This is a genomic window from Novosphingobium sp. PhB165 (genome assembly GCF_004341845.1).
Classification (GTDB): domain Bacteria; phylum Pseudomonadota; class Alphaproteobacteria; order Sphingomonadales; family Sphingomonadaceae; genus Novosphingobium.
The window spans coordinates 617,351-628,648 of record NZ_SLVB01000002.1; the positions used below are offsets into that span (position 1 = coordinate 617,351).

General features: G+C 65.6%; 9 protein-coding genes. 5 read left to right on the forward strand and 4 right to left on the reverse strand.

Features of this window, described 5'->3' with window-relative positions; translation table 11 throughout:
* Positions 1-128: 128 nt before the first annotated feature.
* Genes EDF56_RS08155 through EDF56_RS08165 form a run of 3 tightly spaced genes read right to left on the reverse strand, consistent with a single transcriptional unit; the run spans position 129 to position 4,191 of the window.
* Positions 129-1,775: an O-antigen ligase family protein gene (locus EDF56_RS08155; RefSeq protein ID WP_132386222.1), complete on the reverse strand. Its 1,647-nt coding sequence runs from the start codon at positions 1,773-1,775 to the stop codon at positions 129-131.
* Positions 1,772-3,385, reverse strand: a complete 1,614-nt coding sequence (locus EDF56_RS08160; RefSeq protein WP_165912135.1) for a hypothetical protein — start codon at positions 3,383-3,385, stop codon at positions 1,772-1,774. Before EDF56_RS08160 ends, EDF56_RS08155 begins: the two co-directional genes overlap by 4 nt.
* Positions 3,334-4,191, reverse strand: a complete 858-nt coding sequence (locus tag EDF56_RS08165; protein ID WP_132386224.1) for a WecB/TagA/CpsF family glycosyltransferase — start codon at positions 4,189-4,191, stop codon at positions 3,334-3,336. The genes EDF56_RS08160 and EDF56_RS08165 overlap by 52 nt, the downstream gene beginning before the upstream one ends.
* 305 nt (positions 4,192-4,496) lie before the next feature.
* On the opposite strand from EDF56_RS08165, the gene EDF56_RS08170 reads away from it, so the two are divergent.
* The 5 genes from EDF56_RS08170 to EDF56_RS08190 all read left to right on the forward strand — a co-directional run bounded on the left by EDF56_RS08170 (position 4,497) and on the right by EDF56_RS08190 (position 9,766).
* Positions 4,497-5,207, forward strand: coding sequence for a polysaccharide biosynthesis/export family protein (locus EDF56_RS08170; protein ID WP_243652473.1), 711 nt, complete (start codon positions 4,497-4,499; stop codon positions 5,205-5,207).
* 23 nt (positions 5,208-5,230) lie between these two features.
* Complete coding sequence (locus tag EDF56_RS08175) at positions 5,231-6,436, forward strand: hypothetical protein (RefSeq protein ID WP_132386225.1); 1,206 nt, start codon at positions 5,231-5,233, stop codon at positions 6,434-6,436.
* Positions 6,433-7,926 carry a lipopolysaccharide biosynthesis protein gene (locus EDF56_RS08180; protein WP_132386226.1) on the forward strand — a complete coding sequence of 498 codons (1,494 nt, stop codon included), beginning with the start codon at positions 6,433-6,435 and terminating at the stop codon, positions 7,924-7,926. Before EDF56_RS08175 ends, EDF56_RS08180 begins: the two co-directional genes overlap by 4 nt.
* A complete protein-coding gene (locus EDF56_RS08185; protein WP_165912136.1) occupies positions 7,926-8,729 on the forward strand; it encodes a CpsD/CapB family tyrosine-protein kinase in 804 nt (267 codons plus the stop codon). Before EDF56_RS08180 ends, EDF56_RS08185 begins: the two co-directional genes overlap by 1 nt.
* A gap of 71 nt (positions 8,730-8,800) precedes the next feature.
* Complete coding sequence (locus EDF56_RS08190) at positions 8,801-9,766, forward strand: hypothetical protein (protein WP_132386228.1); 966 nt, start codon at positions 8,801-8,803, stop codon at positions 9,764-9,766.
* A gap of 92 nt (positions 9,767-9,858) precedes the next feature.
* Here EDF56_RS08190 and EDF56_RS08195 read toward each other — a convergent pair whose 3' ends face one another.
* Complete coding sequence (locus EDF56_RS08195; RefSeq protein ID WP_132386229.1) at positions 9,859-11,187, reverse strand: glycosyltransferase; 1,329 nt, start codon at positions 11,185-11,187, stop codon at positions 9,859-9,861.
* Positions 11,188-11,298 lie beyond the last annotated feature (111 nt).

Genomic DNA, 11,298 nt, shown 5'->3' on the forward strand with positions numbered 1-11,298 from the left:
CTCTGCGTGCTGAACGAAGAAAAAGCGGGATCCCCGCCTGCGCGGGGATGACGGGATTTGGAAATCAGGGGATTTAGGAGATGTCGTGTGGCTCTCTAGTGGCGCCGGGATAAGCCTTGGCGCCGTGGTCAACGCAGCCGTATCGCCTCCGGAGTCCTTGGACTCCGCAAGTCGCTCCCCCGCACCGCCAGCGCGAAGCCGAAGAAGGCGAATGTCAGGAATGCCGGTCGCGATCCGAAGGAGGTGAAGGCGAACATCACCATCAGCATCACCAGGCAGGTGAACGCGAAAGCGCAGGCCTGAGACGCCAGTGGATCGATATCCGGCGCGGCAAGATCCCGGCGCCGTTTCCACAGTCCGATCAGTGGTGACAGGAACGCTCCCACGAAGATCGACAGCCCCGCCACCCCCGACACCAACGTCACCCAGAGATAGGAATTGACGAAATCGATGATCCCCTCCCCCTGTCGCATGTCGGCAAGGATGTACGCGAGCTGGGGCGTCGAATAGCCGGTGAACGGCCGCCGCATGATCTCTTCGATACCGCGCTGGAGCAGCATGCGGCGATATGCCACGGTGTCGTCCGGGCCCGCTCCCATACCAAGCGATGCCGCGATCCCGCTTGATACATGGGCGGCGGCAAAGACCAGAACGATGCCGCCCGCGAACAGGGCGGCTTTGAGGATCAGCCTTTTGTAGTCTCGGCGATAGACGTCGAGCACCAGCAGGCCAAGGAAGAAGCCGATCCACGCCCCGCGCGATTGCGGCACGGACATGCCCAGGAAGACGAGGCCCACCAGCAGGTAATGATGCAGGCGTGAGCGGAAATCGCTGCGCAGGATCCACAGCGCCATAAGGCACAGGGCAAGGACCAGCGCCGCCGAAGTCGATTCCATGAAGGGTCCGGCGGCGCGCAGGATTCCCGCCCGTTCCTTGACCAGAATGATCGTGGGCACCATGTCGCGGGCGTAAAGCTCGTTGTACATCGGCCATGCGCGGAAGGCCTCGAAGGTCATCAGCGATGCCAGCGCAACGCCGCCGCATGCGAACCAGCGCATCGCGGCACGCAATTGGTCCACTCCGTTGATACCCCGGCTCAGCACGAAATAGGGCAGGCCCAGGTCGAACACGGCGTTCACCAGCATGCGCAACACGTTCGTCATGCTCGTTTGGCGAGAGACCGCCACGCTCAGCAGCAGTATGACCGCGATCACCCACTTGTCGCTTGCAAAGCGGCGGGCGTGGAGGACCGGGCGACAGGCAATGGCAACGGCGCTCCCCAGCACCAGCGCATCGAGAATGCCGAAATCGAACAGTTTCAGCGAACCGACGTAGACCGGCAGGTCAAGCGGTGGCAGCAGCAGCACGCTGAACAGGTAGACCCCGGCAATGCGGCTGACCGACCCCGCCAGCAGCGGCACCCAGAACAGCATCACAAGCTGGATCAGATGGGCTTCCGGAAGCATCCAGGCGAGCATCGGCGGCATGAACGTGCCGATCAGCGCCCGAGGCAACATCTCACGCCGATATTCGCCCTTCAGAGACAGGACGAACAGCGCCACGCCCAGCGTGCTGACGCAGGCCAGATAAACGCCGGTACGGACCACCACGAAGGCGCCCGCGCCCAGCACCAGCATCGCCAGAAGCCCCAGACACACGGCGACACCCGTCGCATCGGTCGAACCGTTCGACGGTTGCGCCAGTGGCGGTCTCGGTTGCGGGTTCAGGGGCGATTCCGGCAGTCGATCGGTGTTCAGGCCCAGTGGCAGGTTCACTCGGCGTCTCCCATGAAACGGCGCACGGCGGCGAGCTTTGGCGCTTCGGACAGGGGCTGCCCGGCATATTCGCGCAGGCCCCACGAGCCGTATCCGGCAATCGGGGTGGTCGATGCGTAAAGCACCATGGTGTCGCCGAAGCGCTGCCGCCAGCCTTCGAGATAGCGGGCATAGATCGCGCCCATGCGCGGGTCGCGCTGGATGGCGCGCGCGAGGTCCAGATCGTCGGTGATCAGATGCTGACCGCCTTCGTAGGCGATGTAGCGCTTGCCGTATTCGGCGGCGATGGCCTTGTTCTCGTCAGCCATCGCCATCGTGCGGTCCACCGCGCCGGGCAGCCCCGCGAATACCCGGTCGACATCGCCCGCGTGGTAGCCCTTGAGATCGAACCAGATATAGGGCGCCGTCGCCAGCGCATCGACCCAGCGTGCCGTGTCGCGATGGCCCAGCACCATGCGTGCAAGCGAGGAATTCGCGTGTTGGGTCGAACAGACGCGGACCAACGCGCTCGGCCGGTCGGCATAGACGGAGGTCCAGACTTTCATGGTCTCTTCCATGCGCTCGGCATAGCGTTCCATCCGCGCGCGCATGGGGTCGCCCGCGCCCAGTCCTTGCGCCAGGCCTTCGCGCTGGGCCTGTTGGGCCGCGTCGAAGTAATCGTTCCAGACCTCGTTGCCGAATTCGACATAGACGGTGCGCTTGGGCGAGAGGCGCGCGCGGACGAGCTGCGCGAAGTGGCGCACATAGTCGGCGTCCGCATTGTAAGGCATCAGGAACCACGGATCGGCGCCGGTCGCATTGGCAACATCGACCATGTCCTCGATCGAGGCGCCTGCCGCCGAGACTTGCGATGCCGAACCCGGCAACGTCCGCGTCGCCCACGAAACCGGGGCATTGTCATTGACGCGCTGCCAGTCAAGGAACCGGATTACCCGGAAACCCTTGAGGAATGCGAGGAAATCGGGATCGAAGCGGGCATCGGCCAGGGTTCCGACCTTGCGGCAATCGATGTTCTTCAGCGGGTCCTGCGGATCGGTGCGAACCAGCTCGATCCAGGCCAGCTCCTCGGGGTTACCGGTCGGTTGCAGATCCAGCGTCAGCGAATGCGCGTCGCTGTCCTGCACTCTGGCCACGCCGCCGGCTTGCAGTTCGCCCTTGCCGGTGAACGTGCACCGCACGGTCTCCGGACGGAACGGCGCGCCCGGCAGGGCCAGCAGATGGGGGGCCGTCTCTCCCGGGTTCAACCATTTCACCCAGCCCGACGGATCGAGCTGGCTGTCTCCCATCTGCTTCCAACTCTGCCCGCGAGACGAGAACCACTCGCCCTGCTCGATCAGGTTGGCGAAGACAGGCTGCCGGTTGTAGGTGAGCAATCCGTAGAGATTGACCCCGATCACCGTGGGCCGCGGAGGGGCTGCTGCAGCCGGGTGCGGGGTCGGCGGGGCGGAAGGTGCAACGGCAACAAGCCGCGCCTCCCGGCCCGACGCGCCAAGGTGGATGGAGAGAACGGCCGCAGCCGCAAGAGTGGAAATCCCTGCGAGCACAGTGAGTGGGCGTTTCAGCGTGACCGGCCTCCGGCCGCCCTTTCCATGGGCGACGCTCTCCTGCACCAGGTCTGGTGAATGCTGAAGATCTGCGGTCCCTCGATCAGGTACCGCCGCCAGAGTCGCTGCGGATTGGCGCAGAGGCGGTAAAGCCATTCAAGCGCCATCTGCTGCATGACCACGGGCGCCCGCTGCTCCTCTCCGGTCAGGAAGTCGAGGCTGGCGCCGATGCAGAAGCCGACGCCGCGTGCGCCGCAGGCCTTGGCCACGCGCCGCGCGACGATCTCCTGCTGCGGCGATCCCACCGCCAGGAACGAATAGCGGGCCTTGGCCTCCACCACGAAGCGCACCGCGCGGGCAAGCTCGCGCGGGTTATGGATGAAGCCCATCGGCGGATTGTAGTGCCGCACGTTGCGCAGGCCGAAGCGCTTCGCGATCTCGTCGATCTTGGCGCTGCTGCCGCCCAGGATGGCAACCGGATCGTCCGGCGCGATACGCTCGAACAAGGCGGCGGTCAGGTCGCTGCCGGTCACGACCGGTAGATCCCGGCCGACGGTCCGCGCGAGGCGGGACAGGATGCGGCTGTCGCACAGCGTCATCCACGCACCGCGATAGGCGGGCCAGAGATCGGAGCGCTGGAGCTGGAGGCGGACCACGTGATCGACATTGGGCGTGACCACGTAAGTAAACCGGGCGGAAGGCGCGCGCCGGATCACGGCGTCGAGCGCAGTCTCCATATCGATGGGCGTGAAGGCCAGTTCGAGAAACTCCACCGGATCGGAGGATTTGCGTATCATCTCCGCTGCCGGTGAAAGCGCGCGGGCGGACGGCACTGCGGTCTCGAACTCGTGATGAATGCTGAGCGTGGACATGCGTCACCTCCCCGCCCGTATTATGCAGCGACGCGCCGCCGCGATCTGTTCACCGAACCGCCACCCGCATCGAACCTCCGGAAAATTCGGACCGGGATTTTGCGGCCGGATCTTTCGGCCTGTTTGCCCCCTGAAACCTTGCGAATTCTCCGGGGGGTGAAGACCGAACCACAATCGTACGATTTCATGGCTTTTCCCAAATCGTTAAGGTTTATCCATGATCGCGGGGAAGCCTCAAAACCGGCCGAAAAACCGGTTTGCAGAACCCGTCTGAGACCCGTCAAATACGGGGACGAGGAGGTAAAGTGCCCATCGCAAGCCATCCGATCCTGTCCGCCAGCCGTCCGGTTCGCCGGGGTCACGCCTTCGAGCGGTCCATCGGGATCGGCATTCTCATGGCGGTACTGGCAGCAAGCACCGCGCCGGTCATGGCGCAGGAAACCGCGCCGGTCTCCACGGCGGCCGTGGGCGCGGCGATGGCCGCCTCCCCCGCCGGTGCAATGACGCCGCGCTACACCATCAATGCCGGCGACTCGCTGGACGTCTTCGTCTGGGGCGAGGATCGCATGCAGCGCCAGGTGCTGGTTCAGCCGGACGGTACTTTCTCGTTTCCACTCGCCGGAACCGTCAAGGCGAGCGGCCGCAACGTCTCCGACATCGCTGCCGAAATCCGGGACCGGATCTCGCTCAATTATCGCGGTACTCCGCCCGACGTGACGGTCTCGGTGCGTGAAACCACCGGCATGCGCTTCTTCGTGGTGGGCAAAGTGCGCACGCCCGGCGGTTTCACCGCGGGCACCGCGCCCAACATTCTTCAGGCGCTCAGCATGGCAGGCGGTACCGCGGACTTCGCGGACGTCAAGAACGCGGTGATCCTTCGCCAAACCCCCCGTGGCGAAGTGGTCGAACCGGTAGCGCTCAACAAGTTGCTAAAGGGGGGACGGGCGATGGAGGCAGGTAAACTTGCCAAGCCGCTGCCGACGCTTTCGAGCGGCGACGTTCTCGTCATTCCGTGAAGGGCCACAGGCATGTTCCCATCATGGCATCCGCCACTGCAATCGTTTCCACGATGGGCCCTGCAATCGGCCTCGCCATGCTGCTGCCGCAGCCTGCCTTCGCCCAGGCACAAGTTTCTCCGGTCACGGATACCGCCCCGATCACTGCCACAGGCACGGCCCAGTCGCCGCCTCATATCGAGTTCGACCTGAGCATGTTCGGGGGGCGTAATCCTTTCCTGATCCCCGGCGAAGATGCCTTCACCGTCGGCGGCGAAGTGGCCGCACGGGGAGGCGCGGGCCTGGACCTTGGCCCCGGCACTCGTCTTCAGGCTGATGGTAGCGTGGCCTTCCGGCAGTACAGCCAGGGCTACGGCAATTTCGTCACCGGCGGTGTCGCGCTCGCGCTGGACCATCGGCATAACGAATATCTCTCGCTGCACACCGATGCCTCGTTCGAGCGGATCCTGTCGATCGAGGAACTCACCGACAGCATCGATTCCGCCATCGATCCGCTCAGCCTTCAGGACCGCACGGTCCTTGGGCAGACGGTGACCTGGCACAGCGATGCCCTGACGACGGTGAGCGGGCGGGTCGACTGGAACCGGCTGGTCCCGCACGATTCCCTCCTGCTGGACAAGACATCGGCGCTGGGCGCCACGTTCAATGCCCAGCGGCAGATCGACTCGTTGACCACGCTTGGTGCGGTCGGCGTCTTTACCTGGACGAAATCGAAAACTGGCGGCGACCCGAATGCGTGGTCGGTCCGGGCCACGGCCTCGCGCCGGATGGGCCATGGCTGGCGCGCCGAGGTCGAACTCGGCATCGCCCAGACGTCTCGCCTCGACACGTTCGGACAGCGCGGAAGCGGCGGCGTGCAATTCGCCGGTTCCGGCCAGTTGTGCCACGAACCGGGCCACGTCAGCGTCTGCATCAACGCCAGCATCGAACCCGTGGTCACCAGTTTCCGGGGCATCCAGCGGGAAAGCGCCGTCGGCGCCACGCTCAACTGGCGGACCAGCGAATACGGAACCATCACTGCCAGCGCAGACTACCGGCGCACGCCCCAGCTGGGGCCCAATGGCGACATCAACGCAACCCGGCTGTCGGCGCGCTACGACCACAGGCTGGATTCGCGGATGTCGGTATTTGGCGGCGTCGAATATCGCCGAAGGACCGGCATTGGCGGACAACCCGCCGATTCCGCCGTCCTTCAGATCGGCATCACTCTCGGGATACCGCGCCGATGACACTATCGATCAAGCCTCCTGCCCTGCCAAAGACGGACCCTGACGGGCTCGGCATCTACCTGCGTGAGATCGTTGCGATCCTCAGACGGCGCTGGCGATGGTTGATCCCGCCCGTCGTAGTCGGCCTGCTGGCGGCAGGCGTGGCGATCGCGCTGCGCAACCCGCTCTACCAGTCGAACGCGACGCTGCTGATCGATTCCCCGCAGATCCCGACCACGCTGGTCGCCTCTCCGCTGACCGACATCGCCGATGAGCGGATCGCCAAGATCCGCCAGCAGATCGTCAGCCGGGACAGCCTTGCGCACCTGATCCGGGACAACGACCTCTACCCGGCCCAGCGCGCCAAGCTCGACACGCCCACGTTGCTGGAACTGATGCGCAGCAACATCGGGGTCGATCTTGTCGGCACCAATCAGGGCATCGGGGGCCGGGGCAGCACGATCGCCTTCACGCTGTCGTACAAGTACGCCGATCCGCAAAAGGCGCAGGCCATTACCGAGCAACTGACCCAGATGTTCCTGGTGGAAGACAAGCGCTTCCGCACCGAACAGGCGACCGGCACGGCAGCGTTCCTTGAACACCGGTCAGAGGAACTGGAGCGGCAGCTGCGCGATCTGGAAGACAAGCGGCGCGATGTCGAGGCGCGGTATGCCGGTGCGCTTCCCTCCGAAGTGGCGCTCAGTGCGCAGTCCAGCTCCGCCCTCCGCGCCGAGATCTCCCGGACCGATTCCGAAACGCAGGGGATCATCCAGCAGAACGGGCTGCTCGCCTCGCGCCAGCAGGAACTGGATCAGGCACCGCCTGCGGGATCCGAAGGCCTGCGCACGGCCCAGGCTCGGCTCGCGCAGCTTCAGGCCATCCATTCCGACAGCTTTCCAGACGTGATCGCGGCCAAGGCCGAAGTCGAGCGCCAAAAAGTCGTGGCCGCGCAGCAGCCGCAGCAGGCCTCGAACGTCGTGGTCTCGGAAATCGCTGCTGGCCGCAACCGCATCGCGGTGCTGTCGGACCGGCGGTCCGAACTGATCCGGACCATGGGTGACATGGACCGCCGCGCCGCCGAGGCGCCAGAGGCCGCCTACCAGCTCAACATGATCGAGCGCGAGTACGATAACCTCAAGCGCCAGTACGACTCGCTTCGCGAGAAGCAGCTCGACGCGCAAGTCGCCGCCAATCTCCAGACCGAAGACAAGGGCGAGCGCTTTACCGTCGTCGATCAGCCCAGCCTGCCGCTGGAACCCTTGGGTGCCAAGCCGCTGGTGCTGATCCTGATGGGACTGGTGGGCGGCATGGGCCTCGGACTGGCCCTGATCTTCACCTACGAACTGGTCAGCGGCACGATCCATGGCGAGGAAACGCTGACGCGGACGGCGCAGATTCCGGTGCTGGGCGTGGTTCCCGCGCTTCAGCCGGAAGACGCCCTGTTTCCCCGCATCCTGCGGTGGATAGAAGCGCGATGGGCCGGCATCAGACCGGCGAGAGGAGCAGCATGATGAACGCGGAAACCAGCGTGGAGCCCACGCTTCGCCTTGCCGAACCGGTTGCCACGGGCTCCGGCCGCTGGGTGCTCGATCCCGAGGTGCTCACCCGGAATCACATCGTCGGGTTCGGAGCGATGAGCGATCACTCGCGGCCCTTCTTCATGATCCGTTCGGGCCTGCTGCACCATGCCACGGCAATGCACCAGCGCGTCTTCGCAGTCACCTCCGCGCAGGCGGGCAACGGCAAGACGCATATCGCCACGAACCTTGCCGCGACGCTCAGCCGCATCCATCCCACGATCCTGCTGGAACTCGACCTTCACCAGCCCTCGCTCGGGCAAAGGCTGGGCCTGCCGACAGACACGCCCGGCATCGACGACTACCTTTCGGGCGAGGCCGCGTGGGAAGACACCGCGATACAGATCGAGGGCTTCGACCTGACCGTGCACCGCGTCCGCCTCGCCCGCGTCAATGCGGGAAGCCTGCTCGCCTCGGCGGCGCTGGCCGACATCCTGAAGCGGCTGCGCTCTAACAGTAACGGGCCGATCTGCATCGTCGATACGCCGCCCGCACTTATCGGGGACGATCTTGTCCTGATCGCGCGCGGCATCGACGGCGTCCTGCTGGTGGCCGAAGAGGCGCGCAGCCGTAAACGCGACATCATCGATGTGGCGAACGCGCTGAACCCGACGCCGATTGTCGGGACGATCCTCAACAACTCGATCGCACTTCAGTCCCGTTCCAATTCCTACGGCTACTATTACCAGGACGACCGCGAGGGCCATTCCACCGGAGCGCCACTCGCCAACCTTTAGCAGCTCCGTGAAGCGCAGGATGCGGACGAACCGGCGGGGTAGCCCTGCCCGCACGCAAGGGAGGTAAGACGATGACGGGCATGACCCGCGATCAGAAAGCGCGCTGGTTGCACGATCTGCCGGCACGCAGCGCGTTGAAGATCACCAATCAGCGCCATGTCCGCATGTGGCTTGCCGGCAAGCATAGTCAGGCGCTGCATCGCCATAGTGGTGCCCTGCGCAGCCTTTCCGCCGCCGATGCCCGGATCGTTGCCGCGCTGGACACGCACGGCGTCTACATGACGACGCTGGACGAATTGAGCCTGCCCGGCTCGCAGGCGTTGCTCGCACAGGCCGGCGAACTGGCGAGCGCTTTCGCCGAAGAGGCTCGGGCTCTGGCAAGCCAGGGCACGGAATTCATCATCGTGCCGCCCAGCGACATCGTTCGCAATCCGTGGATTTACCGCTGGGGCGTGCAGGAGCGGCTGCTCAACATCGCGGAGGCCTATCTTGGCCTGCCGGTCGCCTATGACGGGGTGGCCATCAATTACACCGTCGCCGACGGCCGCGCGATTTCCACGCGCAAATGGCACCGCGACTGGGAAGACCGCCGCATGCTCAAGATCGCGGTCTATCTGCACGACGTGGATACCGATGGCGGTCCGTTCGAGCTGATCGCGCGCGCCGACACGCTGCAAAACGACCGCGACGGCTTCACGTACGAACTGGCCGACGATGCCGAGCTGGAACGCCGGCTGGGCGCCTCGTTCCAGAACGATGTCGTCAGCTGCGTGGGCCCGCGCGGGACCGTGGTGTTCTCCGACACGGCGCGCTTCTTTCATCGCGGTAAACCCGCCACCCGGCGTGACCGCGCGGCGCTGTTCTACAGCTATTTCGCCAATCCGCCGCGCCATCCGTTCCTGTGCGAACGCACGGGACTGTCGCGCAAGGATATCGCACAGATGGCACGTTTCCTTCCTCCCCGGCAGCGCAAGGCGGCGCTCTGGCGGCGGCAACTGTCGCTGCTGCTGCGGATGATACCGCCTGCAGGACTGTAAGGATTTTCGCGGCTCAGACCTGTTTCACCGAGTTGCCCGCTTCGTCAGATGTCCCCCCACTGACGGAGCGGGCAATACCCTGGAAAAACCTGCTAGACTAACGGCGCCAGCAGCGCCGCAAGCCCGGCCGCGCAGCGATCCGGAGCATGGTCTTGCAAGACCCGCTCCCGCCCGCGCTCACCCATCGCTCCAAGCTCATCGGCAGGCGCATCCAGGGCCGCTTCCAGCGCCTCAGCGATCGCATCGACGGATCCCGAAGGCACCAGCCAGCCCACATTGTCATCCACCAGCTCGGGAATGCCCGCGATGGCGGTGGCGATCACCGGGCGGCGGAGCGCCATCGCTTCCATCAGGACCACCGGGAGCCCTTCGGCAAAGCTGGGCAGCACGAACGCGCGTGCGGCGGAAAGCGCGCTGCGGATCTCCTCCGGACCAGCCCAGCCGAGCAGGCGTATGCTGTCGCCAAGGCCGAGCCGGGCGATCTGCCGCTCGATCGATGCGCGGTCCTCGCCGTCGCCCAGTACGTCTAGCGCGATGGGGCGCCTGGCCGCGACACGGCCGACCGCCTCAATCAGCAGCGGCAATCCCTTCTGTGCGCTGAGCCGCGCGACGCAGACAAAACGCGAGGCATCGCCGGGCGGCACGGTCTCGATATCGCCGAAGAACGGCGCATCCGGCGCGCAGTGCACGACCTGAATGCGGTTCCAGTGCTCCGGGTCGGACCATCGCATCAACTGCCCCCGCCCGAAGCTGGACACCGCCGCCACGAAAGCCGCATCGGCAATCTTGCCCGGCAAGTCGAGGGCTAGCGGGGAATCGAACTCGTCGGGGCCGTGGACGGTAAAGCTGTAGGTCACCGGCGCCAGCTGCGCGACAAGGCGCGCAACCATGGCCGGATTGGTGCCGAAGTGCACGTGGAGATGCCGCGTCCCCTCGCGTTCGAGTTGCCGCGCCAGCAGCGCCGCCTCCGCGAAATAGGCGCAGGCCCGCAGCCGGTTGCCGGGGCCGGATGCCCGCAGCGACAGCCGCAGCGCCCGCCATACCGCACCGGGGCGTGAAGCCAAACAGGCCGCAACCGCACCGGCAAGGCCCGCCGCATTGTCCAGCAGCGAGGTCGTGAGCCCAGCTTCGGCGCGATCCTCCTGCCCCACCAGCGGCTGGTCCGACCGGCGCACGGTGAAGCGGCTGACCGCAAAGCCCTGCCGCTCAAGCGCGGCGATCTCGGTGCGGATGAAACTGTGGCTGATCTTGGGGTAGACGTTCGTCAGGTACGCGACCCGCCGCGTTCCTGCTGCCTGAGCAGAGGCTGTACCATGGACGGCCTGCGCCTGTGCTCGCCGCTCCGCCGCTCCCCCTGTATCGCCGCGCCGTCGCGGCAGGACGAAGGGGCCGGATGCCGCGCTGCCTGCAATCTCGATCATGGCTCACATTATGCGGCAGCGTGGCGCTTCGCGGCATTGCGACTTTTCCCAATGAGTTTTGGCCTGTGTTGCGTGGGTGGGCCGTCGCCCGGATGCGCGTACGCGCGCGTC

What these genes read in the sequence shown, in the direction of transcription:
- EDF56_RS08165 (WP_132386224.1), bottom strand. Translation starts at nt 4,191, where the DNA reads ATGTCCACGCTCAGCATTCATCACGAGTTCGAGACCGCAGTGCCGTCC.
- EDF56_RS08175 (WP_132386225.1), top strand. Translation starts at nt 5,231, where the DNA reads ATGGCATCCGCCACTGCAATCGTTTCCACGATGGGCCCTGCAATCGGC.
- EDF56_RS08195 (WP_132386229.1), bottom strand. Translation starts at nt 11,187, where the DNA reads ATGATCGAGATTGCAGGCAGCGCGGCATCCGGCCCCTTCGTCCTGCCG.
- EDF56_RS08185 (WP_165912136.1), top strand. Translation starts at nt 7,926, where the DNA reads ATGAACGCGGAAACCAGCGTGGAGCCCACGCTTCGCCTTGCCGAACCG.
- EDF56_RS08180 (WP_132386226.1), top strand. Translation starts at nt 6,433, where the DNA reads ATGACACTATCGATCAAGCCTCCTGCCCTGCCAAAGACGGACCCTGAC.
- EDF56_RS08190 (WP_132386228.1), top strand. Translation starts at nt 8,801, where the DNA reads ATGACGGGCATGACCCGCGATCAGAAAGCGCGCTGGTTGCACGATCTG.